35 protein-coding genes are annotated in these 21,963 nt (G+C 59.1%); 3 read left to right on the top strand and 32 right to left on the bottom strand.

Going from position 1 to position 21,963, the window contains the following annotated elements; translation table 11 throughout:
* Positions 1-3: 3 nt before the first annotated feature.
* The 4 genes from A11A3_RS08510 to A11A3_RS08495 all read right to left on the bottom strand — a co-directional run bounded on the left by A11A3_RS08510 (position 4) and on the right by A11A3_RS08495 (position 3,790).
* A complete protein-coding gene (locus A11A3_RS08510) occupies positions 4-876 on the bottom strand; it encodes a type II secretion system protein N (RefSeq protein ID WP_008928879.1) in 873 nt (290 codons plus the stop codon).
* A gap of 93 nt (positions 877-969) precedes the next feature.
* Complete coding sequence (gene gspN / locus A11A3_RS08505; protein ID WP_008928878.1) at positions 970-1,689, bottom strand: type II secretion system protein N; 720 nt, start codon at positions 1,687-1,689, stop codon at positions 970-972.
* Positions 1,690-1,699: 10 nt separating this feature from the next.
* Complete coding sequence (gene ssb, locus A11A3_RS08500; RefSeq protein WP_008928877.1) at positions 1,700-2,221, bottom strand: single-stranded DNA-binding protein; 522 nt, start codon at positions 2,219-2,221, stop codon at positions 1,700-1,702.
* A 165-nt stretch (positions 2,222-2,386) separates the two neighbouring features.
* Positions 2,387-3,790, bottom strand: a complete 1,404-nt coding sequence (locus tag A11A3_RS08495; protein ID WP_008928876.1) for an MFS transporter — start codon at positions 3,788-3,790, stop codon at positions 2,387-2,389.
* A 294-nt stretch (positions 3,791-4,084) separates the two neighbouring features.
* On the opposite strand from A11A3_RS08495, the gene A11A3_RS08490 reads away from it, so the two are divergent.
* From A11A3_RS08490 to A11A3_RS08480, 3 genes are all read left to right on the top strand, one after another.
* A complete protein-coding gene (locus A11A3_RS08490; RefSeq protein ID WP_008928875.1) occupies positions 4,085-4,735 on the top strand; it encodes a response regulator transcription factor in 651 nt (216 codons plus the stop codon).
* 130 nt (positions 4,736-4,865) lie between these two features.
* Complete coding sequence (gene uvrA, locus A11A3_RS08485; protein ID WP_008928874.1) at positions 4,866-7,700, top strand: excinuclease ABC subunit UvrA; 2,835 nt, start codon at positions 4,866-4,868, stop codon at positions 7,698-7,700.
* A gap of 153 nt (positions 7,701-7,853) precedes the next feature.
* Positions 7,854-8,219, top strand: coding sequence for a hypothetical protein (locus A11A3_RS08480; protein WP_008928873.1), 366 nt, complete (start codon positions 7,854-7,856; stop codon positions 8,217-8,219).
* Here the strand turns inward: A11A3_RS08480 and A11A3_RS08475 are convergent.
* The 28 genes from A11A3_RS08475 to rplD form a co-directional block, all read right to left on the bottom strand.
* On the bottom strand, positions 8,216-8,749 hold the full coding sequence (locus tag A11A3_RS08475) for a ferritin-like domain-containing protein (RefSeq protein WP_008928872.1): 534 nt from the start codon (positions 8,747-8,749) through the stop codon (positions 8,216-8,218). The genes A11A3_RS08480 and A11A3_RS08475 overlap by 4 nt on opposite strands.
* A gap of 122 nt (positions 8,750-8,871) precedes the next feature.
* The gene (locus tag A11A3_RS08470; protein WP_008928871.1) at positions 8,872-9,207 is read right to left on the bottom strand and encodes a DOPA 4,5-dioxygenase family protein; all 336 of its coding nucleotides are present in this window, start codon (positions 9,205-9,207) and stop codon (positions 8,872-8,874) included.
* 99 nt (positions 9,208-9,306) lie between these two features.
* The gene (gene rplQ, locus A11A3_RS08465) at positions 9,307-9,684 is read right to left on the bottom strand and encodes a 50S ribosomal protein L17 (RefSeq protein ID WP_008928870.1); all 378 of its coding nucleotides are present in this window, start codon (positions 9,682-9,684) and stop codon (positions 9,307-9,309) included.
* A 50-nt stretch (positions 9,685-9,734) separates the two neighbouring features.
* Positions 9,735-10,742, bottom strand: coding sequence for a DNA-directed RNA polymerase subunit alpha (locus A11A3_RS08460; RefSeq protein WP_008928869.1), 1,008 nt, complete (start codon positions 10,740-10,742; stop codon positions 9,735-9,737).
* Positions 10,743-10,762: 20 nt separating this feature from the next.
* The gene (gene rpsD / locus A11A3_RS08455; RefSeq protein ID WP_008928868.1) at positions 10,763-11,389 is read right to left on the bottom strand and encodes a 30S ribosomal protein S4; all 627 of its coding nucleotides are present in this window, start codon (positions 11,387-11,389) and stop codon (positions 10,763-10,765) included.
* A gap of 16 nt (positions 11,390-11,405) precedes the next feature.
* Complete coding sequence (gene rpsK, locus A11A3_RS08450; protein WP_008928867.1) at positions 11,406-11,804, bottom strand: 30S ribosomal protein S11; 399 nt, start codon at positions 11,802-11,804, stop codon at positions 11,406-11,408.
* Between the two features lie 35 nt (positions 11,805-11,839).
* The gene (gene rpsM / locus A11A3_RS08445) at positions 11,840-12,196 is read right to left on the bottom strand and encodes a 30S ribosomal protein S13 (protein WP_008928866.1); all 357 of its coding nucleotides are present in this window, start codon (positions 12,194-12,196) and stop codon (positions 11,840-11,842) included.
* Positions 12,197-12,312: 116 nt separating this feature from the next.
* Positions 12,313-12,429, bottom strand: a complete 117-nt coding sequence (rpmJ, locus tag A11A3_RS08440) for a 50S ribosomal protein L36 (RefSeq protein WP_008928865.1) — start codon at positions 12,427-12,429, stop codon at positions 12,313-12,315.
* Between the two features lie 17 nt (positions 12,430-12,446).
* On the bottom strand, positions 12,447-13,829 hold the full coding sequence (secY, locus tag A11A3_RS08435; protein ID WP_008928864.1) for a preprotein translocase subunit SecY: 1,383 nt from the start codon (positions 13,827-13,829) through the stop codon (positions 12,447-12,449).
* An 11-nt stretch (positions 13,830-13,840) separates the two neighbouring features.
* The gene (gene rplO / locus A11A3_RS08430; RefSeq protein WP_008928863.1) at positions 13,841-14,275 is read right to left on the bottom strand and encodes a 50S ribosomal protein L15; all 435 of its coding nucleotides are present in this window, start codon (positions 14,273-14,275) and stop codon (positions 13,841-13,843) included.
* A 1-nt stretch (position 14,276) separates the two neighbouring features.
* Positions 14,277-14,459 (bottom strand): 50S ribosomal protein L30, encoded by a 183-nt coding sequence (gene rpmD, locus A11A3_RS08425; protein ID WP_008928862.1) that lies wholly within the window; start codon positions 14,457-14,459, stop codon positions 14,277-14,279.
* A 23-nt stretch (positions 14,460-14,482) separates the two neighbouring features.
* On the bottom strand, positions 14,483-14,980 hold the full coding sequence (gene rpsE / locus A11A3_RS08420; RefSeq protein ID WP_008928861.1) for a 30S ribosomal protein S5: 498 nt from the start codon (positions 14,978-14,980) through the stop codon (positions 14,483-14,485).
* A gap of 12 nt (positions 14,981-14,992) precedes the next feature.
* Positions 14,993-15,343, bottom strand: coding sequence for a 50S ribosomal protein L18 (gene rplR, locus A11A3_RS08415; protein ID WP_008928860.1), 351 nt, complete (start codon positions 15,341-15,343; stop codon positions 14,993-14,995).
* A 17-nt stretch (positions 15,344-15,360) separates the two neighbouring features.
* On the bottom strand, positions 15,361-15,894 hold the full coding sequence (rplF, locus tag A11A3_RS08410) for a 50S ribosomal protein L6 (protein WP_008928859.1): 534 nt from the start codon (positions 15,892-15,894) through the stop codon (positions 15,361-15,363).
* A gap of 31 nt (positions 15,895-15,925) precedes the next feature.
* Entirely contained in the window at positions 15,926-16,318 is a 393-nt protein-coding gene (gene rpsH, locus A11A3_RS08405) for a 30S ribosomal protein S8 (protein ID WP_008928858.1), read from the bottom strand.
* Positions 16,319-16,345: 27 nt separating this feature from the next.
* Positions 16,346-16,651, bottom strand: a complete 306-nt coding sequence (rpsN, locus tag A11A3_RS08400; protein WP_008928857.1) for a 30S ribosomal protein S14 — start codon at positions 16,649-16,651, stop codon at positions 16,346-16,348.
* Positions 16,652-16,662: 11 nt separating this feature from the next.
* A complete protein-coding gene (gene rplE, locus A11A3_RS08395) occupies positions 16,663-17,202 on the bottom strand; it encodes a 50S ribosomal protein L5 (RefSeq protein WP_008928856.1) in 540 nt (179 codons plus the stop codon).
* 12 nt (positions 17,203-17,214) lie between these two features.
* Complete coding sequence (gene rplX / locus A11A3_RS08390; RefSeq protein WP_008928855.1) at positions 17,215-17,523, bottom strand: 50S ribosomal protein L24; 309 nt, start codon at positions 17,521-17,523, stop codon at positions 17,215-17,217.
* Between the two features lie 15 nt (positions 17,524-17,538).
* Positions 17,539-17,907: a 50S ribosomal protein L14 gene (rplN, locus tag A11A3_RS08385; protein ID WP_008928854.1), complete on the bottom strand. Its 369-nt coding sequence runs from the start codon at positions 17,905-17,907 to the stop codon at positions 17,539-17,541.
* Positions 17,908-17,958: 51 nt separating this feature from the next.
* On the bottom strand, positions 17,959-18,225 hold the full coding sequence (gene rpsQ, locus A11A3_RS08380) for a 30S ribosomal protein S17 (RefSeq protein ID WP_008928853.1): 267 nt from the start codon (positions 18,223-18,225) through the stop codon (positions 17,959-17,961).
* Between the two features lie 2 nt (positions 18,226-18,227).
* Positions 18,228-18,419, bottom strand: a complete 192-nt coding sequence (rpmC, locus tag A11A3_RS08375) for a 50S ribosomal protein L29 (protein ID WP_008928852.1) — start codon at positions 18,417-18,419, stop codon at positions 18,228-18,230.
* 3 nt (positions 18,420-18,422) lie between these two features.
* Positions 18,423-18,836, bottom strand: coding sequence for a 50S ribosomal protein L16 (gene rplP / locus A11A3_RS08370; RefSeq protein ID WP_008928851.1), 414 nt, complete (start codon positions 18,834-18,836; stop codon positions 18,423-18,425).
* Positions 18,837-18,849: 13 nt separating this feature from the next.
* Complete coding sequence (gene rpsC / locus A11A3_RS08365) at positions 18,850-19,548, bottom strand: 30S ribosomal protein S3 (RefSeq protein WP_008928850.1); 699 nt, start codon at positions 19,546-19,548, stop codon at positions 18,850-18,852.
* A 4-nt stretch (positions 19,549-19,552) separates the two neighbouring features.
* A complete protein-coding gene (rplV, locus tag A11A3_RS08360; RefSeq protein WP_008928849.1) occupies positions 19,553-19,897 on the bottom strand; it encodes a 50S ribosomal protein L22 in 345 nt (114 codons plus the stop codon).
* A gap of 10 nt (positions 19,898-19,907) precedes the next feature.
* Entirely contained in the window at positions 19,908-20,183 is a 276-nt protein-coding gene (rpsS, locus tag A11A3_RS08355) for a 30S ribosomal protein S19 (RefSeq protein ID WP_008928848.1), read from the bottom strand.
* A gap of 22 nt (positions 20,184-20,205) precedes the next feature.
* Positions 20,206-21,030: a 50S ribosomal protein L2 gene (gene rplB, locus A11A3_RS08350; RefSeq protein ID WP_008928847.1), complete on the bottom strand. Its 825-nt coding sequence runs from the start codon at positions 21,028-21,030 to the stop codon at positions 20,206-20,208.
* A gap of 18 nt (positions 21,031-21,048) precedes the next feature.
* On the bottom strand, positions 21,049-21,351 hold the full coding sequence (rplW, locus tag A11A3_RS08345; RefSeq protein WP_008928846.1) for a 50S ribosomal protein L23: 303 nt from the start codon (positions 21,349-21,351) through the stop codon (positions 21,049-21,051).
* Positions 21,348-21,950, bottom strand: a complete 603-nt coding sequence (gene rplD / locus A11A3_RS08340) for a 50S ribosomal protein L4 (RefSeq protein ID WP_008928845.1) — start codon at positions 21,948-21,950, stop codon at positions 21,348-21,350. Before rplD ends, rplW begins: the two co-directional genes overlap by 4 nt.
* Positions 21,951-21,963: the final 13 nt, after the last annotated feature.

Below are 21,963 nucleotides of genomic sequence, written 5' to 3'. Positions count from 1 at the left end.
CCACTACGGCGGATAATTCACGGTAAATTGCTGATCACCCCGCTGCACCACAATCGACGCCTGCTGGGTTTCCTGATAAGAGCGCAATGCCTGAACGTCACTGTCCGGCGCCCCCAGGGGGTAACCATTGACCGACAGAATGACATCATCGTTTTTCAAACCGACCTGGGAAATCAGCTGCTTGGGCGCCTGGCTGCCCAGACGATAGCCCTGGTCACTGCCCTGGCTGACCGGTTCCAGCCCCAGCTGACGAACCAGCTGGTTGCGCTGTTTGGCCAGATCACTATCCCCGGCCCCCGCCGCATTGTCATTGTCAGCTTGGGCATTGTTGTCGCTGACGTTGTCCGTGGACGGTGTCTGCACCACGCCACCCAGGGACGTATCAGACCAGCGCAGGGTTTCCAGGCGACCGGCACGGCGAAGAATCACGCGATCGGGATAAATCTCTTCCAGCGAAGCGTTGCCGGGAATGCTGTCACCAATGTGATACAGCTCTCCTTCCTTGCCTTTCTGGGCAATGATGGCGGACGCCTTTTTGCTGTCCGGTGTCTGGAATACCCCCAGCAGCTCCAGCTGCAGACGGGTATCCGGCGCTTCGGTGGGTTTGTCACTGGTCACCGGCTCGGCCTGGTAGGCGCCGAACAACTGCCAGCCATCCACCTGGGCCTGGCTGAGCATCACTGACTGGCCACTGTCTCCGCCCTGCAGCCGCGGCCGGGAGCTATCCGCGGGAATCGCATCCTGAGGCCCGTAGGCCAGCAGCCAGACTGTTTGTGCCAGCAGGTAGGCCAGGCCAACCAGCAACAACAGGGCGAGCAAAAGCCGCACCGGCTTGCCCCACTGCTGTTTTTGTCCCCATTGCGCCAACTGCACCATAACGTCCCTGCTTTCTACTTATCATTCTTCCCGACCGGTCAAGACCGGGATTATAAACACGGTTTTATTAGCGGCGGCCATGGCGGCGCCGTTTCAACCCCGGCCCAGTACCAGCGGACGGGACATCTGGAATACCACATCATCCGGGCTGCCGCCCTGGCTGACACCCAGCAACTGCGGCCAGGCACGCATTACCCGCAATTTGAAACGCTGGTCGGCCAGCGTCGCATCCAGCAACAGGGTGCCCTGGGGGTCGGTCACCGTCAGCCCCGGTTGACCGTTATCCATGGCCAGCCGGCCATTCAACACCGGTACGGTTGCAGAACCATTACGGCCCCAGGTTACCTGACCGCCACTGTATTGCAGGGTTCCCTGCAGCGAGGTGATACGCCCCTCGGCAAAGGCGGCCTGCATCAGGGTGGCGTCCACCCGACCGTCCGCATTGCCCTGGGGCACCTGGGCGGCAATCGGCGCCACCGGCACCGACAGGCGCAGATCACGGACCTGCCAGTCCCCCCAGTCCGCGCCCAGCCAGCCGGACAGACGCGCCCCGGCGCCCTCGGCCCCCAGGCGCAGGCCGGGCACCAGCCCCTGCCAGTCGAGCGACCAGCGGCCCTGGCCCTGTAACTGGCGCCAGCGCCAGTTGACCTGGGCATGCCACCAGGGCCCCCGGGCCGCCGACAACTGCAATGGCGCCCCGGCCGGGCGCAGCACCGGCAGCCGATCGACCAGCACCGCCGCCGGCATCAGCAAGACCACGAATACCAGCAGGCTGAAGATAAAAACCAGGGCCAGGGTAAGTTTGCGAGGCATTCAATCCGCCTTAAAACGGGATATCGTCGTCAAAGTCATCCGCCGGGCCGGCAAAGCCGCCACCCTGGTTCTGGGCCGGTTTCTGCTGCCCCTGTGACGGGCTGCCACCGTAGTTGTCCTCCGAGTAGCCCGGGTCCTGGTTGAAGCCGCCGGATTGGCCCTGACCACCGCCAAAGCCGCCCCCGCCGCCTTCACCACGGCTGTCCAGCATCTGCATTTCGTTGGCCACGATTTCCGTGGTGTAACGGTCCTGCCCATCCTGCCCCTGCCACTTGCGGGTACGGATGGAGCCTTCCACATACACCTTGGAGCCTTTTTTCAGGTATTCGCCGGCAATCTCGCCCAGCTTGTTGAAAAACACCACCCGGTGCCATTCGGTACGTTCCTGCATCTGGCCGCTCTGACGGTCTTTCCAGGTTTCACTGGTGGCCAGACGGATATTGGTTACAGCCCCGCCACTGGGCATGAAACGGGTTTCCGGGTCTGCGCCCAGATTGCCGATAAGAATCACCTTGTTAACGCCGCGCGCCATGATCTTGCTCCCCTAGCAGGGTGTGATGAAAAACGCCGGGGCCTGCCGCATCCTCTGGCGCCCCGGTTCCAGCCCCCGCGCCACCTCGCAGCACGCGGGATGGCAGCCATGCGGCTGCCCGTGTCTTGCTCAAACGAGCATTGTGTCAGGTTGCTCGGTGTTTGCCTATGCGGGCGTGGCCGCCGGCGCCTTGCCGAGCAGATTATCCAGCGCCGGCTCATCAAACTGGCGCGAATCCACCTTGAGAATGGCGGTACCGTCTTCCGGCGCCACAGCCACATCCAGCACCCCGGTAATGGCGCGAATACGGCTGGCCGCCAACTCCGGAGCCTCGTCTTTCAACGCCCCCAGCGACACCACCCGGCTGGACATGTGGCCCGGGTTACGCAAGCCCGCCGTTACCGCCAACCAGAGCAGCGCCAGCAGCACCGAGAACCCGAACACGCCGGGCAGGCCGAAATGGCTCTGCAGCCAGCCGCCGGCCACGCCGCCCACGAAGATGCCGAAAAACTGGGAGCTGGAGTAAACCCCCATGGCGGTGCCCTTCATGCCCGCCGGCGCCAGCCGGGAAATCAGCGACGGCAATGACGACTCCAGCAGATTGAAGGCAGTGAAAAACACCACGATCACCGGCACCAGCAACCACAGGCTGTGGTAGCCCAGGGCAAACACCAGCTGCGCCAGCCCGGACGCCACGATGGCACCGATAAACACGCTCTTGAGGCGTGCATTACGCTCGCCATAGATGATCAGCGGCACCATCAGCACCACCGACGCCGCCAACACCGGCAGATACAGGGCCCATTCCTGCTCGACCTGCAGCCCGCTGCTGTCGCGCAGCAGCACCGGCAGCCCCAGGAAGGTGGCGGTGAGCATGGCATGCTGGGCAAAGATACCGAAATCCAGCCGCAGCAGCTGGCCGTTTTTCAGCACCTCGGCCAGCAGTGCCGGTACCGCCTGGTTGTCCCGGTGCAGACGCTGCTGGTCCGGTTGCGGCACGGCCATATAGAGCACCGCCAGTCCGAGTAGCGCCAGCACCGCCGTCAGCCAGAAAATGCCGTTGACGCCGATATGGCTGTTGAACACCGGACCGGCAACCACCGCCAGGGCAAAGGACAGGCCGATACTCATGCCGATAATGGCCATGGCCTTGGTGCGCTGGTCATCGCGGGTGAGATCGGCCATCAGCGCCAGAATCACCGAGCCGACGGCGCCGGCGCCCTGCAGGGCGCGGCCGGCGATAATGCCGTAGATACTGTGTGACAGGGCGGCCAGCACACTGCCGGCGGCAAACAACAACAACCCGATGGTGATCACCTTGCGCCGCCCGATACGGTCGGACCAGAGACCAAACGGAATCTGCAAAAGGGCCTGGGTCAGCCCATAGATGCCCAGAGCCAACCCGATGGTCACCGGTGTGGCACCGGGCAGATGACGGGCGTAGACGGAAAAAACCGGATAAATCATGAAAAGCCCGAGCATGCGCAGGGAAAAGATGGAGGCCAGGGCACTGGCGGCGCGACGCTCAAGGGGGGTCAGGGCAGACTGACCGGATGAATCTGTACTCATGGGAAGATCCTGCTGAACGAAAAAAGAAGCATGACCAGGTGCTGCCGGAAGTAACGGCCAACAGCGGCCGGCAGTGTAGCAGATTCCCCGAGCAGGGGGCCCCCACTGCGGTTTTGCCGGGCAGCCGGCCCAAAAATCGTTAAAACTGGGCGCTACGGCCCATGTGCAAATTGAACCCCCTCCAAAGCGGTGATAGATTCATACCTTGATAGGTTTTTTTTCTTAGGTAACGGACCACCATTAGTGACTTTGAATATGGCGGCCCGGCACCTGAGGTAGTCACGGACGGGGCCCATGAACAGCCAACTTAACGTACAGCAGGTCTATGTGGTCGGCAGCCAGCATTTGCAGAATGCGCTGTTGACCGAATTTCTGGCCAAGGAAGCCATTCCTGCAGAAACAATCAGCTCGGTTACCACCATCACCACCGAGCAGCTTCGCCAGGTGCAGCAGAGCCTGTTTCTGGTGGATTACCATTCGGTGGATGTCAACGAGGTAATTGCCCATCTGCTGGAAGAAGACCAGGAAGTGGAAGGCGATGTGCTGATTGCCGTGTTCAACGTCAACAGCGAAGAGGCCCTCTCCAAGCTGGCCGGCCTGCCCATGGTCAATGGCGGCTTCCAGCACGACTGCCCCCAGGCCATGCTGAGCAAGGGCATCAAGGCCATTTTTGATGGTGAGCTGTGGTTCCCGCGGGCGGTATTGCAGGCTTACCTGATGAAGAGCCGCACCTTCAACAAGACCTTCTCTCGCAGCGAGGTGAATCTCACCGACCGGGAAGTGGAAGTGCTCAAGGTGATGGCCACCGGCGCCAAGAATTCCGAGATTGCCAGCACCCTCAATCTCAGCCCGCACACCATCAAGACCCACATCTACAACATCTTCAAGAAGATCAATGCGTCCAACCGCCTGCAGGCGGTGAACTGGGCGCAGGAAAACCTTTAAGCTCAACACCTTGGCTTTTCGCGTCAGACGTCCGACGTCTGACGCATCAGTCCTTTCTTTTCCCCTTCACAGTAATTCGCCTATACTGCCCTGTTCATTCTGACAGTAGTCTGAGGCGGGTCTTTTCCCTATGGATACCATCCTTGTACGTGGCGCACGCACCCACAACCTGAAAAACGTGGATCTGGACATTCCCCGTGACAAGCTGGTGGTGATCACCGGTCTGTCCGGCTCCGGCAAGTCCTCGCTGGCGTTCGACACCCTTTATGCGGAAGGCCAGCGCCGTTATGTGGAGTCGCTGTCCACCTACGCCCGCCAGTTCCTGTCGATGATGGAAAAACCCGATGTGGACCATATCGAGGGCCTGAGTCCGGCCATTTCCATCGAGCAGAAGTCCACCAGTCACAACCCGCGCTCCACCGTGGGCACCATCACCGAAATCTACGATTACCTGCGCCTGCTGTTTGCCCGCGTGGGCGAGCCGCGCTGCCCGGAGCATGACGCGCCGCTGGCCGCCCAGACCATCAGCCAGATGGTCGACCAGGTGCTGGCCATGGAGGAAGGCAGCAAGCTGATGCTGCTGGCCCCGGTGATCCGCGAGAAGAAAGGCGAGCATGTTCACCTGTTCGAGGAACTGCGCGCCCAGGGCTTTATCCGTGTGCGCATCGACGGGCGCATCTACGACATGGATGACACCCCGGATCTGGACAAGAACAAGAAGCACACCATCGAAGTGGTGGTGGACCGCTTCAAGGTCCGCGGCGACTTGCAGAACCGGCTGGCGGAATCCTTCGAGACCGCCCTCAATCTGGCCGACGACATTGCCGTGATTGCCCCTCTTGAGAATGGAGGGAATGGCGACGGCGAGGAGACCACTTTCTCCGCCAAGTTTGCCTGCCCCCATTGCGGCTACTCCATTCCGGAACTGGAGCCGCGGCTGTTTTCCTTCAACAATCCGGCCGGCGCCTGCCCCAGCTGTGACGGCCTGGGCGTCAAGCAGTTCTTCGACGAGGACAAGGTGATCAGCTCCGAGGAGCTGTCACTGGCGGAAGGCGCCATCCGCGGCTGGGACCGCCGCAACGTCTACTACTTCCAGATGCTCAACTCCCTGTCCCAGAGCCTGGGCTTCGACATGGACGTGGCCTTCAGCAGCCTGGCCAAGGACATTCGCAAGAAGATCCTCTACGGTACCGGCAAGGAAAGCATCGAGTTCCGTTACCTCAACGACCGTGGCGACATCATCAAGCGCAACCATCCGTTCGAGGGCATCATCCCCAACATGGAACGGCGCTACCGGGAAACCGAATCCGACGCGGTCCGCGAGGACCTGCTGGGCTACATGTCCACCTCCAGCTGCCCCAGCTGTCACGGCTCCCGTCTGCGCGAGGCGGCCCGTCATGTCTTTATCGAGCAGACCACCCTGCCAGAGGTGGTACGCCTGGCGGTGGGCAAGGCCCACGCCTACTTCAGTGAGCTGTCCCTGCCCGGCAGCAAGGGCGAGATCGCCGACAAGATCCTCAAGGAAATCCGCGACCGCCTGCAGTTTCTGGTCAACGTGGGGCTGGAATACCTGACCCTGGAGCGCAGCGCGGAAACCCTGTCCGGCGGCGAAGCCCAGCGCATCCGCCTGGCCAGCCAGATCGGCGCCGGCCTGGTGGGCGTCATGTATGTGCTGGATGAGCCCTCCATCGGCCTGCACCAGCGCGATAACGAGCGTCTGCTCAACACCCTCACCCGGCTACGCGACCTGGGTAACACGGTACTGGTGGTAGAGCACGATGAAGACGCCATCCGACTGGCCGACCATGTCATCGACATCGGCCCCGGCGCCGGCGTCCATGGCGGTGCCGTGGTGGCCCAGGGCAGTGCCCAGCAGGTAGCTGACAACCCGGACTCACTGACCGGCGATTACCTGTCCGGGCGTAAACAGATCGCGGTGCCGAAACAACGCCGGGAAAACCGCGATGACAAATGGCTGACCCTGCACGGCGCCACCGGCAACAACCTCAAGGGCCACCCGCTCAACATCCCGGTGGGGTTGTTCACCTGCATCACCGGGGTATCCGGTTCGGGCAAGTCCACCCTGATCAACAGCACCCTGTATCCGCTGGCCGCCACCAAACTGAACAAGGCCACCACACTCAAGGCCGCGCCCCATGAGGAAATCGAGGGGCTGGAGCATTTCGACAAGGTGGTGGATATCGACCAGAGCCCCATCGGCCGCACGCCGCGTTCCAACCCGGCCACTTACACCGGCATCTTCACGCCGGTGCGCGAACTGTTCGCCGGCACCCAGGAAGCCCGTGCCCGGGGCTACAAACCCGGCCGCTTCAGCTTCAACGTCAAGGGCGGGCGCTGCGAGGCCTGCCAGGGTGATGGCGTCATCAAGGTGGAAATGCACTTCCTGCCGGATATCTATGTGCCCTGCGAAGTCTGTGAAGGCCGGCGTTACAATCGCGAGACCCTGGAAATTCACTACAAGGGCAAGAACATCTTCGAGGTGCTGGATCTGACCATCGAGGACGCCCGCGACTTCTTTGACGCGGTACCGTCCCTGGCGCGCAAGCTGCAGACACTAATGGACGTGGGCCTCAGTTACGTGAAACTGGGCCAGGCAGCCACCACCCTCTCCGGCGGTGAGGCCCAGCGCGTCAAGCTGGCCAAGGAACTGTCACGCCGGGACACCGGCCGCACCCTCTACATCCTTGACGAGCCCACCACCGGCCTGCACTTCCACGATATCCAGCTGCTGCTGGACGTGCTCAACCGGCTCGCCGACCACGGCAACAGCGTGGTGGTGATCGAGCACAACCTGGATGTGATCAAGACCGCCGACTGGATCGTCGACCTGGGGCCGGAAGGCGGCGACGGCGGCGGTCAAATCATCGCCGAGGGCACACCGGAAGAGGTAGCCAAAGCTAAGGGCAGCCATACCGGCCGCTTCCTCAAAGCCATGCTGAAATAACAACAGGCGCACAGCACTGGTGCGCCTGCACGACCATGGCGCGCGCCAGTGCGCCTTTTTGATTATCCCCGAGTCCGAAATGCCGCCCAGTCCATGGCACGCTTTCTGCTTTGTCTGTGAGACCTTCTCACTATCCCATGCAGGAGTACCGCCATGGAGACCGAGATCAACCACCGCTGGCTGATGCAGTATCAGATCGTCAATCTGGTCAACCAGTGCCGGCGACTTATCCGGGCCGAGTTTGACGATCGCCTGTCGCTAACCGATCCGCAATTGCGCCAGAAACTGGCACACTACGCCGGCATCACTCGCTCCCACGGGCTGCAGCGGCTGTACGGCGAAATTCAGCTGGAGTTGATCAAGCTGGAGGGGCCGGATGTGCTGGTGCACGAAGAGTCGCCCCCCGGGGAGGTGGCTCGCATGTACCGGGGGCAACCCGTGGATGCGGCCAACAGCAGAGGGGAGACCGCGCCCCGGCAGCGCGGTTCACGTATGTACCGGGGACGACCGGTCAGTTAGATGGCTTCCAGTATCGCCGCCATGTCGTCGGCGTGCTCTTCTTCCTGAGCCAGGATATCTTCCATGATGCGGCGGGTGGTTGGGTCCTTGTCGCCCAGAAAGGTGGCGATTTCCCGGTAGCTGTCGATGGCGATTCGCTCGGCGATCAGGTTTTCCTTGACCATATCCTTCAGGTCTTCACCCTCAACGTATTCCGCATGGGAGCGGGTGGAAAGGCCTTCCGGAGAAAAGTTGGGCGCGCCTCCCAGCTGTACGATGCGCTCGGCCAGCCAGTCCGCATGCTGCTGCTCCTGCTGGGCGTGCTCCAGAAATTCCTGCGCCGCCACCGAGGCACTGAGCCCTTCCGCCATGTAGTAATGACGCTTGTAGCGCAGGGTACAGACGATCTCGGTGGCCAGGGCTTCGTTCAACAGCCGGATCACGGTCTCGCGGTCCGCCTTGTAGCCCTCGGTCACCGCGCCCTGCTCGATATGACGACGGGCACGTTCACGTAATGTCTTGATATCAGTGAGAAAGGGTTGCTCGCTCATGCTGGCTCCATGCTGGCAAATGAATGAAGGATCTTTCTTACCTGACCTATTCATGCCGACGGAGGGGCTGGAATACAAGGTGGCGAACGCAAAATTTGGTATAAGCCGGGCCCGCGATGCGGTTATTGCCCGGCGCGAAACGCCGTCAGATCCAGCGGCTGCGAAGGGCCCAGCCACATGACCAACTCGGTGTGGTCACGCAAATCATCCCCGCTGAGACCATGAATAAAGATCGTCAGGCCATTGCGGGCCTCCATCAGCCAGCAGATCACCTCGGTGGCGCCGTCCCGCGGGATGGTCAGCTGGCAACTCCAGCAGGGATGGGGACCCACGGGCCGGCGATGCATGCGGCCCATGGGCAGCTGAAAATGCTGATGGGCGGCCTGACACAGGGCCGCCGCCTGAGTAAAGCTGGCCGCGTCATAGTAGACGTGGGGATGGAATGCCTGGATCGTCATGACGTTCTCCCGCTGTGATGACTAGCATAATAAAGCGGTCTTTTCGCCAGGCACAAAAAAACCGGGCACAAGGCCCGGTTTTTTCCGTCCACAGAGCGCTTACTCTTCGTCAGCAGCCTCGGGACGGTCGACCAGCTCAACATAGGCCATCGGCGCGTTATCGCCGGCGCGGAAGCCCATCTTGAGGATGCGAACGTAACCACCGGGGCGGCTCTGGTAGCGCGGACCCAGTTCGTTGAACAGCTTGCCAACCACTTCCTTGGAGCGAGTGCGATTGAAAGCCAGACGACGATTGGCGACGGAATCTTCCTTCGCCAGAGTGATCAGCGGCTCAGCCACACGACGCAGCTCTTTGGCTTTCGGCAGAGTGGTCTTGATCGCTTCGTGCTCCAGCAGAGACACAGCCATGTTACGGAACATCGCCTGACGATGGGAGCTGTTCCGATTCAGTTTTCTGCCGCTTTTGCGATGACGCATGATTCTGTTCCTATGTTCAGGGGCGCTTCACAGCGTCCACAACAACTCACTTAGCGCAATTTGGTGTTCAGCCGGTCATCATCACGGAGGCTGACCGGCGGCCAGTTCTCCAGACGCATGCCCAGTGACAGGCCCTTGGAGGCCAGCACGTCCTTGATCTCGGTCAGCGACTTCTTACCCAGATTCGGGGTCTTCAGCAACTCGACCTCGGTACGCTGTACCAGATCACCGATGTAGTAGATGTTTTCAGCCTTCAGGCAGTTGGCGGAGCGAACGGTCAGCTCCAGATCATCTACCGGACGCAGCAGGATGGGATCGATTTCCTCACGCTCCTGCTTCGGCTCAGGCTTGGCATCCTGCTCCAGGTCCACGAACACGGCGATTTGCTGCTGCAAGATGGTGGCAGCACGGCGAATCGCTTCTTCCGGCTCGATGGTACCGTCGGTTTCCAGATCGATAACCAGCTTGTCCAGGTCGGTACGCTGCTCAACACGGGCAGCCTCGACCACGTAGGCCACGCGGCGCACAGGGCTATAGCTGGCATCCAGCTGCAGTCGGCCAATACCGCGGGTTTCGTCGTCTTCTGACTGACGCGCATCCGCAGCCACGTAACCACGGCCCTGCTGCACTTTCAGCTTCACACGCAGTTCGGTGTCGCCGGTAATGGTGCAGATCAGGTGATCCGGGTTGACGATTTCCACGCTGTGATCGCGCTGGATATCGTCGGCGGTGACAACGCCCGGGCCTTTCTTGACCAGCTCCAGGGTAGCCTCTTCACGGTCTTCCATTTTCAGGGCAACGCCCTTCAGGTTCAGCAGGATGTTGATCACATCTTCCTGAACCCCTTCGATGGAAGAGTATTCGTGCTGCACGCCGTCGATCTCCACTTCGGTGATCGCACAGCCAGGCATGCTGGAAATCAGAATGCGGCGCAGCGCATTGCCCAGCGTATGGCCAAAACCACGCTCCAGCGGTTCCAGAACCACCTTGGCATGGGTCTGGTTGATCGCGTTGACCGCGATCGAGCGGGGCGTGAGAAAGTCGTTCACGGCGGTCATAGAGATCCCTCAGGCAGTCCTTACTTGGAGTACAGCTCGACGATCAGGTTTTCGTTGATCTCGGCCGGCAGGTCGATACGCTCAGGCAGGGCCTTCAGGGTACCTTCCAGCTTCTTCTCGTCAACCTCAATCCACGGCATGAAACCGCGCTGTTGAGCCAGCTCCATGGCGTTTTTCACGCGCAGCTGGTTTTTGGACTTCTCACGAACGTTGATCACGTCGCCGGGCTTGACCTGGTAGGAAGCCACGTTAACGGACTGGCCATTAACCAGGATGGCACGGTGGCTCACCAGCTGACGCGCTTCGGCGCGGGTGGAGCCGAAGCCCATGCGGTAAACGACGTTGTCCAGACGGCCTTCCAGCAGCTGCAGCAGAACTTCGCCGGTAGCGCCCTTGGAGCGTGCGGCTTTCTTGTAGTAGCTACGGAACTGCTTTTCCAGAACGCCGTACATACGACGAACTTTCTGCTTTTCACGCAGTTGCACGCCGTAGTCGGACAGACGACCCGGACGACGACCGCCAGCCGCCTGACCCGGCGCCTGCTCGGCCTTACATTTGGATTCCAGAGGGCGGATACCGCTCTTCAGGAACAGATCGGTGCCTTCACGACGGGAAAGCTTGCACTTGGGACCGATGTATCTTGCCATCTTGCTCTAACTCCCGTTACACGCGACGCTTTTTGGGCGGACGGCAACCGTTATGCGGAATCGGCGTAACGTCCTGAATATGGGTGATCTTGTAACCGCAGCCGTTCAGGGCACGAATCGAGGATTCGCGACCCGGGCCGGGGCCCTTCACACGGACTTCCAGGTTCTTCAGACCGTAGTCCTTGGCCGCGTTACCCGCGTTCTCGGCCGCTACCTGGGCTGCGAACGGGGTGCTCTTGCGGGAACCACGGAAACCGGCACCACCAGAGGTCGCCCAGGACAGGGCATTGCCCTGACGGTCGGTGATGGTGATGATGGTGTTGTTAAAGGACGCATGCACGTGAGCGATACCGTCAGCTACGGTGCGCGTTACCTTCTTACGACGAGCGCCACTATCTCTTTTTGACTTAGCCATGATGCCTATCCAAATCCAGCTGCTGACAGTTCAGCTTACTTGCGAATCGGTTTGCGCGGGCCCTTACGGGTCCGGGCGTTGGTCTTGGTACGCTGGCCACGCAGTGGCAAGCCGCGACGATGGCGAATACCACGGAAACTCCCGAGGTCCATCAGACGCTTGATGTTCATGTTGATTTCCCGGCGCAGGTCACCTTCGGTAGAGAACTTGGCAACCTCAGCACGGATCTGGTCCAGCTGGTCACCAGAAAGGTCGCGAACCTTCGCGTCCTCAGCAATACCAGTCGCCGCGCAGATGGATTGAGCACGGGTACGACCGATCCCGAAAATGTAGGTGAGGGAAATCACCGTGTGCTTATTGTCCGGGATGTTAACGCCTGCAATACGGGCCATCCGAATATCTCCGATTCACAAAACGGGTGGCGCCAGATCTCCAGGCGCCGAAAGGCGGCAGAGTCTAGCGCTACACCGACTGAATTTCAACCAAACACTAAAAGAAGTCGTTTACCTTAACCCTGGCGCTGCTTGTGCCGGGGTTCGGCACTGCAGATCACCATCACGCGACCCTTACGGCGGATCACTTTGCAGTTACGGCAGATCTTCTTCACAGAAGCCTGAACTTTCATCGCACTCGCCTCGTTCGTTAGCGCACCAGACCGGTGCCGCCATACCCTTTCAGGTTGGCTTTCTTCATCAACTTCTCGTACTGGGTGGACGTCAGATGCGCATTAACCTGCGACCAGAAGTCCATGACCACCACCACCACGATCAGCAGAGAGGTGCCGCCCAGATAGAAGGGCACATTGGCAACCGATTGCAGACCCAGTGGCAGCAGGCACACCAGCGTCATGTACATCGCACCGATCAGGGTCAGACGGCCCATTACGGTATCGATATAGCGAGCGGACTGCTCGCCCGGGCGGATACCCGGAATATAGGCGCCGGATTTCTTCAGGTTGTCCGCGACATCCTTCGGATTGAACACCAGCGCGGTGTAAAAGTAGCAGAAGAACACAATCGCCAGGGTAAACAGCAGGATATACAGCGGCGTACCCGGCAGCAGTGCATCACTGATACTGCGCAGTGCCTGGCCCCACCAGGAATCCGGGTTGGAATCACTGAACCAGTGGGTCAGTGACGCCGGAAACAGCAGGATGGAGCTGGCAAAAATCGCCGGAATCACACCGGCCATGTTCACTTTCAGCGGCAGATGACTCTGCTGGGCTGCGTAAACGCGGCGGCCCTGCTGACGACGGGCATAGTTGACGGTAATCCGACGCTGCCCGCGTTCCACGAAGACCACACCAAAAATCACGACCATGGCCACCAGGAACACACCCAGCAGCATGATCAGGCTCAGGTCACCGGTATGGGCGGACTCGAACGTATTCGCCACCGCCCCCGGCAGACCGGCCACAATGGAGGTAAAGATCAGCATGGAAATGCCGTTGCCAATACCCCGCTCGGTAATCTGTTCACCCAGCCACATCAGGAACACGGTACCGGTTACCAGCGTACTCACCGCCACAAAATAGAAGCTCGCCACCTGCATGGTGTTCGCATCTTCCGGCAGCAGTGTAATGCCCTGGCTTTTCAGGCCGGCACAGACCCCGAAGGACTGAATGGCACCCAGGATCACCGTCAGATAACGGGTATACTGGGTAATCTTGCGACGTCCCTGTTCACCTTCTTTCCGCAGCTGTTCAAGCGACGGTACCACCGCCGTCATCAGCTGAATCACGATGCTTGCCGTGATGTAGGGCATGATCCCCAGCGCGAAGATACTCATGCGCTGCAGGGAGCCCCCGGAAAACATGTTGAACAGGCCAAGAATGGTGTCCCGGTTATTGTTGAACATCTGTTGCAACGCTTCCGGGTTCATGCCCGGTACCGGGATATGTGCCCCGATACGGAACACCACCATGGCGCCCAACAGAAAACCGATTCGCCTCCACAGCTCACGCATTGCGTTGCCGTCTACTTTCGGCGCACCACCATTCAGTGTTTGAGCGCGATTCTTGGCCATAGAACGCTGCCTTATTCCTCGATTTTACCGCCGGCTTTCTCTACCGCTTCGCGGGCGCCTTTGGTGATGGCCACGCCACGAATGGTAACAGCGCGGTCGATTTCGCCCTGCAGGACAATCTTGGCGCGCTTCATGTCGCGACGCACCACGTTGGCCTTCTTCAGCGCTTCCAGGTCAACCACATCGCCTTCCACCTTGGCCAGTTCAGCCAGGCGAACTTCGGCGGTACCCATGGCCAGCTTGGAGGTAAAACCAAACTTCGGCACACGGCGCTGCAGCGGCATCTGACCGCCTTCGAAACCGGGCTTCACGGAACCACCGGAGCGGGATTTCAGACCTTTATGACCACGACCACCGGTCTTGCCCAGACCGGAGCCAATGCCGCGACCTACGCGCTTGCCTTCCGGGCGGGAACCTTCAGCGGGATGCAGATCATTCAGACGCATCTTATTCTCCCTCTACCTGCAGCAGGTAAGCGACCTTGTTGATCATGCCGCGAACCGCCGGGGTATCTTCAACTTCCACGGTGTGGCCAATGCGGCGCAGACCGAGACCGCGCACACAGGCCTTGTGCTTTTCGAGCCGGCCGTTGGTGCTTTTAACCAGCTTAACCTTGATCTTTTCAGCCATCGTAACGATTCCGTTATCTGCGCTTAGTTCAGAATGTCTTCGACAGACTTGCCACGCTTGGCTGCCACAGACTCCGGGGAAGCCATGGACTTCAGGCCGTTAAAGGTAGCCCGAACCACGTTTACCGGGTTGGTGGAACCATAACACTTGGCCAGTACGTTCTGAACGCCTGCGACTTCCAGCACGGCACGCATGGCACCGCCGGCAATCACACCGGTACCTTCATCGGCCGGCTGCATGTACACCTTGGAGGCGCCGTGACGGGCCTTCATCGGGTGCTGAATGGTGGTGCCGTTCAGCTCCACCTGAATCATGTTGCGACGCGCGGCTTCCAGGGCCTTCTGGATAGCAGCCGGCACTTCACGTGCCTTGCCACGACCAAAGCCCACTTTGCCCTTGCCGTCACCCACTACAGTCAGCGCGGTAAAACCGAAAATGCGGCCGCCTTTTACAACTTTCGCGACCCGGTTTACCTGTACCAGCTTTTCCTGCAGACCTTCGTTGGGATCAACCTTCGCCATAACCAAGCACCCTTAAAATTCAAGCCCGTTTTCACGCGCGGCTTCTGCCAGCGCCTTTACGCGGCCGTGATATCTAAAACCGGAGCGGTCAAAGGCCACGCGCTCGACACCCGCGTCTTTGGCGCGTTGAGCGATCAGCTGACCAACTTTCGCCGCAGCATCAGCATTACCGGTAGAACCAGCACGCAGGTCCTTTTCCACTGTACTCGCGGACGCCAGTACCTGGTCACCCGCAGCAGTAGTTACCTGCGCATAGATGTGACGCGGAGTACGGTGTACGCAGAGACGGTGCTCACCCAGCTCACGGATCTTCAAGCGGGTGCGTTTGGCCCTGCGCAGACGTGCAACTTTCTTGTCTCTCATGGCATCAGTCTCGACGATTATTTCTTCTTGGCTTCCTTACGGCGCACTTGCTCATCAGCATAGCGCACCCCTTTACCCTTGTAGGGCTCAGGCGGACGGAAGCCCCGAACGTTGGCTGCAACCTGACCTACCAGCTGCTTGTCAACGCCCTTGATAACGATTTCAGTCTGGCTCGGGGTCTCAACGGTGATCCCTTCGGGCAGCTCGAAGGCCACCGGGTGGGAAAAACCGAGGGTGAGGTTCAGCACCTTGCCCTGAGCCTGTGCGCGGTAACCCACACCGAGAAGCTGAAGCTTGCGCTCGAAGCCTTCGGAGACACCGGTCACCATGTTATTCAGCAGAGCACGAGTGGTACCTGCCAGGGCCCATGCCTGTTGGGACTCTTCGCGCGGCTTCACAGAGGCCACGCCTTCCTCAACAGTCACTTCCACCAGCTGGTGAACTTCGTGCTCCAGGCTGCCTTTGCTGCCTTTGATGGCAACATTCTGGCCGTCGACCTTGAACTCGACGCCTTTCGGCAGATTTACCGGACTTTTTGCTACTCTAGACATTGCTGCACCTAACCCGTCTACACCGCTTCTGTTAGGACACTTCGCAGATCAGCTCGCCACCAACATTGGCGTTGCGCGCTGCGCGGTCTGAAATAATGCCCTGGTTGGTGGACACGATCATCACGCCCAAGCCACCTTTCACCTTGGGGATCTCACCGGCGGATTTGTAAACCCGCAGACCAGGACGGCTAACACGTGCAATCTTCTCGATTACCGGCTTGCCTTCGTAGTACTTCAGCTCGACCGTCAGAACCGGCTTTTTATCGCCAGCGACTTCATAACCCGCGATGTAACCTTCTTCCTTCAGTACCTTGGCAATCGCTTCCTTCGCCTTGGAGGCGGGAATCTCAACCTGTACTTTCTTGGCCATCTGGGCGTTACGGATACGGGTAAACATATCCGCCAGGGTATCTTGCATGCTCATGCTGCAATCGCTCCGCTTAAACCTTGCTTACCAGCTGGACTTAACCAGACCGGGAACATCACCGCGCATTGCTGCTTCACGCAGCTTGATCCGGCTCAGGCCGAACTTGCGGTAGTAACCGTGCGGACGACCGGTAATGCGGCAGCGGTTACGCTGACGTACCGGGGAAGAATCGCGCGGCAGTTTTTGCAGCTGAAGCTGGGCATCCCATTTGGCTTCAGGTTCTGCATTGGGATCCTGGATGATCGCCTTAAGCGCTGCACGCTTGGCGGCAAAACGCGCAACCAGCTTGGTGCGTTTTGCTTCCCGGTTTTTCATGGATACTTTAGCCATGATAAATCCTCTTAGCCCTTCAGCGGGAAGTTGAAGGCGCGCAGCAGCGCCCGAGCTTCATCGTCGGTCTTGGCTGTCGTGGTAATGGTGATATCCAGACCACGCAGTTTGTCGACCTTGTCGAAATCGATTTCCGGGAACACGATCTGCTCACGCAGACCCATGGAGAAATTGCCACGGCCATCGAAGGATTTCGGATTCAGACCACGAAAGTCACGAATACGCGGAATCGCTACGGAGACCAGACGCTCCAGGAATTCGTACATACGCTGGTTGCGCAGGGTCACCTTGCAACCAATCGGCCAGCCTTCACGGATCTTGAAACCCGCAACGGACTTGCGCGCCTTGGTAACCAGCGGCTTCTGACCGGCAATCGCCGTCATGTCGGAAATCGCACCATCCATCGCCTTACGGTCCGCAGAAGCTTCACCAACACCCATGTTCAGGGTGATCTTGGTGATCTTCGGCACTTCCATGATGTTGGCAATACCCAGCTCTTCTTTCAGCTTGGGCACGATCTCGTCTTGATAAATCTTTTTCAGATCACTCATGGGTCACCTAACCTACAGCGTTTCGCCGTTGGACTTGAAGAAGCGGACTTTCTGACCGTCTTCAAAACGGAAGCCCACACGATCCGCTTTCTGCGTCTTGGGGTTCCAGATGGCAACATTGGAAGCATTGATGCCCGCTTCCTTCTCGATGATGCCGCCTTGAATGCCGCGGTTAGGATCAGCCTTCACGTGTTTCTTGGCCAGATTGATACCAGCAACGATCAGACGACCGTTATCCAGTACGCGCTGTACCTTACCACGCTTACCTTTGTCCTTGCCCGCGATTACGATGACTTCGTCATCACGCTTGATCTTGAGCATTACCTTCACCCGCCTTTACAGAACTTCAGGTGCCAGGGAGATGATCTTCATAAATTGCTCGGTACGCAGTTCGCGAGTTACCGGGCCGAAGATCCGGGTACCGATCGGCGCCTTGTTGTTGTTCAACAGCACCGCGGCATTTTCGTCGAAACGAATCAGTGAACCGTCCTGGCGACGCACACCCTTGCGAGTACGCACAACCACTGCGGTCATCACGTCACCTTTCTTGACGCGGCCGCGCGGAATCGCTTCCTTCACTGTGACCTTGATGATGTCACCAATGCCTGCATAGCGACGGTGGGAGCCACCGAGCACCTTGATGCACTGCACTCGACGGGCGCCGCTGTTATCGGCCACTTCGAGCATGGTTTCGGTCTGAATCATCGCTTACTCTCTCCAACTCCTGCCCTTGCAGGCAGTCACAGCAACGTTCCGTTAGGCCTCGTTGGCCTGTTCAACTACGCTAACCAGGGTCCAGCTTTTACGCTTGGACAACGGCCGGCACTCTTCGATGGTGACCAGGTCACCCTCACGGCACTGATTCTCTTCATCGTGCGCCATCAACTTGGTGGAGCGTTTGATGATCTTGCCGTAGATCGGGTGCTGAACCCGGCGTTCTACCAATACGGTGATGGTTTTCTCACCCTTGTTAGAGATCACCTTGCCGGTAGCGGTCCGGCGCATTTTGTTCGCCTCTGCCATGACTAGTTACCCTGCTTCTCTCTCAGAATGGTTTTAACGCGCGCAATGTTACGGCGAACCGTCCCAAGCTCATGGGTTTTAGAAAGCTGACCGGAAGCACTCTTCATACGCAGCTTGAACTGTTGCTCAAGCAGGTTGAGTTGCTCCTGCTGCAGCTCCTCGACACTTTTATCTCTCAGCTCGCTCGCTTTCATGGCTTACATCACCGTCCGAGTCACGACACGGGTGCTAACCGGCAGCTTGGCCGCGGCCAGACGGAACGCTTCACGCGCCACGTCTTCTGACACACCTTCCATTTCGTAGAGCATCTTGCCCGGCTGAATCTGGGCAACCCAGTACTCTACAGAACCCTTACCTTTACCCATCCGCACTTCCAGAGGCTTCTGGGTGATGGGCTTGTCCGGGAACACCCGGATCCAGATCTTACCGCCCCGCTTGATATGGCGGGTCATTGCACGACGGGCGGCTTCAATCTGGCGCGCGGTGATACGACCACGACCAGTTGCCTGCAGGCCAATGGTGCCGAAAGACACCTTGCTGCCCCGTTGTGCCAGGCCACGGTTGCGGCCCTTATGAACTTTGCGGAATTTGGTACGCTTCGGCTGCAACATCGTTCGTTACCCTTTAACCGCGGCCGCGCTTTTTCGCGCCCTTGGACTGCTTCTGCTGCTCTTCCTGCTGAACCTGCTCCATGCCACCCAGCACTTCGCCACGGAAGATCCACACCTTGATACCGATGGTGCCGTAGGTGGTTTCAGCACGAACGCTCGCGTAATCGATGTCTGCACGCAGAGTGTGCAGCGGCACGCGGCCTTCGCGGTACCACTCGGTACGCGCAATCTCTGCACCACCCAGACGACCGGACAACTGAATCTTGATACCTTCAGCGCCAGCCTTCATGGCGTTCTGTACGGCACGCTTCATGGCGCGACGGAACATCACTCGGCGTTCCAGCTGACCGGCGATGTTATCGCCAACCAGACGGGCATCCAGGTCGGGCTTGCGCACTTCCTCGATGTTGATGTGCACGGGCACACCCATCTTGGCGGCAACATCACGACGCAGACGCTCAACGTCTTCACCTTTCTTACCAATCACAATGCCCGGACGCGCAGTAGCAATGGTGATACGAACGTTTTCAGACGGACGCTCGATCTTGATACGGCTCACCGATGCATTCTTCAGGCGCTTGTAGAGATACTCGCGCACCTGCAGGTCGGTAACCAGGCAGTCTGAGTAGGACTTCGGTCCGGCATACCAGAGCGAGTTATGCTCTTTGACAATGCCAAGGCGAATACCGACCGGATGAACTTTCTGACCCATCTGGTTACTCCTGACCTTCTGAGACTTTCACAGTTATGTGGCAAGTACGCTTGAGGATGCGGTCAGCGCGGCCTTTGGCGCGCGGACGGATCCGCTTCATCGTCATGCCTTCATCCACGAATACCGTGGACACCTTCAGCTCATCAACGTCAGCGCCGTCGTTGTTTTCCGCATTTGCAATTGCGGACTCCAGCACTTTCTTAATGATCTTTGCCGCCTTCTTGGGGCTGAATTCCAGAAGATTCAGCGCCTTCTCGACTTCCAGGCCTCGGACCTGGTCAGCGACAAGGCGGGCTTTCTGTGCCGAAATTCTTGCACCGCGCAGACGGGCTGCAACTTCAGTAGCCATGACAGTCACCTTATCGCTTAGCCTTTTTGTCCACGATATGCCCGCGATAGGTGCGGGTCAGGGCGAACTCGCCCAACTTGTGGCCCACCATGTGCTCGGTAACGAGTACCGGTACATGTTGTTTGCCGTTGTGTACCGCAATGGTCAGACCCACCATCTCCGGGATGATCATGGAGCGACGGGACCATGTTTTGATCGGCTTACGGGAGCCGGCTTCCACCGCATCTTCCACCTTCTTCAGGAGGTGGTGATCCATGAAAGGACCTTTTTTCAGTGAACGTGGCACAGCCTGAACCTCTCTCTATCCCTTACTTACGACGGTCACGCACAATCATCTTGGAGGTGCGCTTGTTGGTACGGGTCTTGTGGCCCTTGGTCGGTACACCCCAGGGGGTTACCGGATGACGACCACCCGCAGTACGCCCTTCACCACCACCATGGGGGTGGTCGACGGGGTTCATTGCCACACCGCGAACGGTGGGACGAACACCACGCCAGCGCTTGGCGCCTGCTTTACCCAGTGAGCGCAAGCTATGCTCACTGTTGGAAACCTCACCGATGGTCGCGCGGCAGTCAGCGTGAACCTTGCGCATCTCGCCGGAGCGCAGACGCAGGGTCACGTATTGACCATCCTTCGCCAGCACCTGCACGGATGTTCCTGCAGAGCGCGCCAGCTGACCACCTTTGCCGGGCTTCATTTCCACGTTGTGCACAGTGGAACCCAGCGGAATATTGCGCAGCGGAAGCGCGTTACCCAGCTTGATCGGCGCATCTTCGCCGGACTGGACACGGTCTTCAGCTTTCAGGCCTTTCGGGGCCAGAATGTAACGACGCTCGCCATCCAGGTACTTGACCAGGGCAATGTGCGCGGAGCGGTTCGGATCATACTCCAAACGCTCGACAACACCAGCGACGCCGTCCTTGCTGCGACGAAAATCGATTACACGATACTTCTGCTTGTGACCACCGCCTTTGTGACGGGTGGTGATGCGACCGTTGTTGTTACGACCACCGTTTTTAGCCTTGGCTTCCAACAGCGGTGCATAGGGCGCACCTTTATGCAGATCTTCGTTGACCACCTTGACGACAAAGCGGCGGCCCGGAGAAGTCGGCTTGCATTTTACAATCGCCATTATTCCTTACTCCCTTCCTTACTCTGCGCCGAGGAAGTCAATGTCCTGGCCTTCCGCGAGGGAAACATAGGCCTTCTTCCAGTCGCTGCGCTTACCCGCCACACGACCGAAGAACTTGGACTTGCCTTTCACATTGGTGGTACGCACACCAACAACCTTTACATCAAACAGGCTTTCAACGGCCTTCTTGATTTCCAGCTTGTTCGCGTCCTTGGCCACCTTGAACACTACGGTGCCGTTCTGCTCGGCTTCGTTAGTCGCCTTCTCAGAAACGTGCGGCGCCAGAAGCACCTTCAAAATGCGCTCTTTGCTGCTGCTCATGCCAGCGCCTCCTCAAGCTTCTTCAGAGCCGGCACGGTGATCAGCACTTTTTCAAAGGCGATCAGGCTTACCGGATCAACGCCTTGAGCATCACGCACGTCCACTTTCGGCAGATTGCGTGAACCCAGGAACAGGTTCTCGGTAACCTCATCGGTCACGATCAGCACGCTGTTCAGATCCAGCTCTTTCAATTTGGCTGCTACAGCCTTGGTCTTGGGGGCGTCGACGCTGAATTCGTCAACCACCACCAGACGCTCCTGGCGAACCAGCTCGGACATGATGCACTGCAGCGCACCACGGTACATCTTGCGGTTCACTTTCTGGGAATGGTCACGGGGTACTGCAGCAAACGTCTTGCCGCCGCCGCGCCAGATGGGGCTGCGGATAGTACCTGCACGGGCACGACCCGTACCCTTTTGCCGCCACGGCTTACGGCCACCACCGCTCACTTCGGAGCGATTTTTCTGCGCCTTGGAGCCCTGACGAGCACCAGCCAGAAATGCGACAACAACCTGATGAACCAGAGGCTCGTTAAAGTCCTTGCCGAAGGCGACTTCGGAAACGGTAACGGTACCTCCAGAGGCAGTATTGAGATTCATCCTCTAATTCCTC

This window comes from Alcanivorax hongdengensis A-11-3 (assembly GCF_000300995.1).
GTDB classification, from domain to species: Bacteria; Pseudomonadota; Gammaproteobacteria; order Pseudomonadales; family Alcanivoracaceae; genus Alcanivorax; species Alcanivorax hongdengensis.
The sequence above is the reverse complement of the archived record's forward strand: the minus strand, read 5'-3'. Positions and strand labels throughout refer to the sequence as shown.

Excerpts from the sequence above, each read along its gene's own strand:
- rpsQ (WP_008928853.1), bottom strand. The coding sequence starts at position 18,225 with ATGGCAGAGGCGAACAAAATGCGCCGGACCGCTACCGGCAAGGTGATC.
- rplR (WP_008928860.1), bottom strand. The coding sequence starts at position 15,343 with ATGAGAGACAAGAAAGTTGCACGTCTGCGCAGGGCCAAACGCACCCGC.
- A11A3_RS08470 (WP_008928871.1), bottom strand. The coding sequence starts at position 9,207 with ATGACGATCCAGGCATTCCATCCCCACGTCTACTATGACGCGGCCAGC.
- A11A3_RS08490 (WP_008928875.1), top strand. The coding sequence starts at position 4,085 with ATGAACAGCCAACTTAACGTACAGCAGGTCTATGTGGTCGGCAGCCAG.
- rplD (WP_008928845.1), bottom strand. The coding sequence starts at position 21,950 with ATGAATCTCAATACTGCCTCTGGAGGTACCGTTACCGTTTCCGAAGTC.
- rpsC (WP_008928850.1), bottom strand. The coding sequence starts at position 19,548 with ATGGGTCAGAAAGTTCATCCGGTCGGTATTCGCCTTGGCATTGTCAAA.
- rpmD (WP_008928862.1), bottom strand. The coding sequence starts at position 14,459 with ATGGCTGAAAAGATCAAGGTTAAGCTGGTTAAAAGCACCAACGGCCGG.
- rplW (WP_008928846.1), bottom strand. The coding sequence starts at position 21,351 with ATGAGCAGCAGCAAAGAGCGCATTTTGAAGGTGCTTCTGGCGCCGCAC.
- rplE (WP_008928856.1), bottom strand. The coding sequence starts at position 17,202 with ATGAGTGATCTGAAAAAGATTTATCAAGACGAGATCGTGCCCAAGCTG.
- rpmJ (WP_008928865.1), bottom strand. The coding sequence starts at position 12,429 with ATGAAAGTTCAGGCTTCTGTGAAGAAGATCTGCCGTAACTGCAAAGTG.
- rpsH (WP_008928858.1), bottom strand. The coding sequence starts at position 16,318 with ATGAGCATGCAAGATACCCTGGCGGATATGTTTACCCGTATCCGTAAC.
- rplX (WP_008928855.1), bottom strand. The coding sequence starts at position 17,523 with ATGCTCAAGATCAAGCGTGATGACGAAGTCATCGTAATCGCGGGCAAG.
- rpsD (WP_008928868.1), bottom strand. The coding sequence starts at position 11,389 with ATGGCAAGATACATCGGTCCCAAGTGCAAGCTTTCCCGTCGTGAAGGC.
- rpmC (WP_008928852.1), bottom strand. The coding sequence starts at position 18,419 with ATGAAAGCGAGCGAGCTGAGAGATAAAAGTGTCGAGGAGCTGCAGCAG.
- gspN (WP_008928878.1), bottom strand. The coding sequence starts at position 1,689 with ATGCCTCGCAAACTTACCCTGGCCCTGGTTTTTATCTTCAGCCTGCTG.
- secY (WP_008928864.1), bottom strand. The coding sequence starts at position 13,829 with ATGGCCAAGAATCGCGCTCAAACACTGAATGGTGGTGCGCCGAAAGTA.
- rplO (WP_008928863.1), bottom strand. The coding sequence starts at position 14,275 with ATGCGTCTGAATGATCTGCATCCCGCTGAAGGTTCCCGCCCGGAAGGC.
- A11A3_RS08495 (WP_008928876.1), bottom strand. The coding sequence starts at position 3,790 with ATGAGTACAGATTCATCCGGTCAGTCTGCCCTGACCCCCCTTGAGCGT.
- rplF (WP_008928859.1), bottom strand. The coding sequence starts at position 15,894 with ATGTCTAGAGTAGCAAAAAGTCCGGTAAATCTGCCGAAAGGCGTCGAG.
- A11A3_RS08510 (WP_008928879.1), bottom strand. The coding sequence starts at position 876 with ATGGTGCAGTTGGCGCAATGGGGACAAAAACAGCAGTGGGGCAAGCCG.
- A11A3_RS08460 (WP_008928869.1), bottom strand. The coding sequence starts at position 10,742 with ATGACCGCCGTGAACGACTTTCTCACGCCCCGCTCGATCGCGGTCAAC.
- rpsM (WP_008928866.1), bottom strand. The coding sequence starts at position 12,196 with ATGGCCCGTATTGCAGGCGTTAACATCCCGGACAATAAGCACACGGTG.
- rplV (WP_008928849.1), bottom strand. The coding sequence starts at position 19,897 with ATGGCTACTGAAGTTGCAGCCCGTCTGCGCGGTGCAAGAATTTCGGCA.
- rplN (WP_008928854.1), bottom strand. The coding sequence starts at position 17,907 with ATGATTCAGACCGAAACCATGCTCGAAGTGGCCGATAACAGCGGCGCC.
- uvrA (WP_008928874.1), top strand. The coding sequence starts at position 4,866 with ATGGATACCATCCTTGTACGTGGCGCACGCACCCACAACCTGAAAAAC.
- rpsN (WP_008928857.1), bottom strand. The coding sequence starts at position 16,651 with ATGGCTAAAGTATCCATGAAAAACCGGGAAGCAAAACGCACCAAGCTG.
- rpsE (WP_008928861.1), bottom strand. The coding sequence starts at position 14,980 with ATGGCGAAGGTTGATCCCAACGAAGGTCTGCAGGAAAAGCTGGTACAG.
- rplP (WP_008928851.1), bottom strand. The coding sequence starts at position 18,836 with ATGTTGCAGCCGAAGCGTACCAAATTCCGCAAAGTTCATAAGGGCCGC.
- A11A3_RS08475 (WP_008928872.1), bottom strand. The coding sequence starts at position 8,749 with ATGAGCGAGCAACCCTTTCTCACTGATATCAAGACATTACGTGAACGT.
- ssb (WP_008928877.1), bottom strand. The coding sequence starts at position 2,221 with ATGGCGCGCGGCGTTAACAAGGTGATTCTTATCGGCAATCTGGGCGCA.
- rpsK (WP_008928867.1), bottom strand. The coding sequence starts at position 11,804 with ATGGCTAAGTCAAAAAGAGATAGTGGCGCTCGTCGTAAGAAGGTAACG.
- A11A3_RS08480 (WP_008928873.1), top strand. The coding sequence starts at position 7,854 with ATGGAGACCGAGATCAACCACCGCTGGCTGATGCAGTATCAGATCGTC.
- rplQ (WP_008928870.1), bottom strand. The coding sequence starts at position 9,684 with ATGCGTCATCGCAAAAGCGGCAGAAAACTGAATCGGAACAGCTCCCAT.
- rplB (WP_008928847.1), bottom strand. The coding sequence starts at position 21,030 with ATGGCGATTGTAAAATGCAAGCCGACTTCTCCGGGCCGCCGCTTTGTC.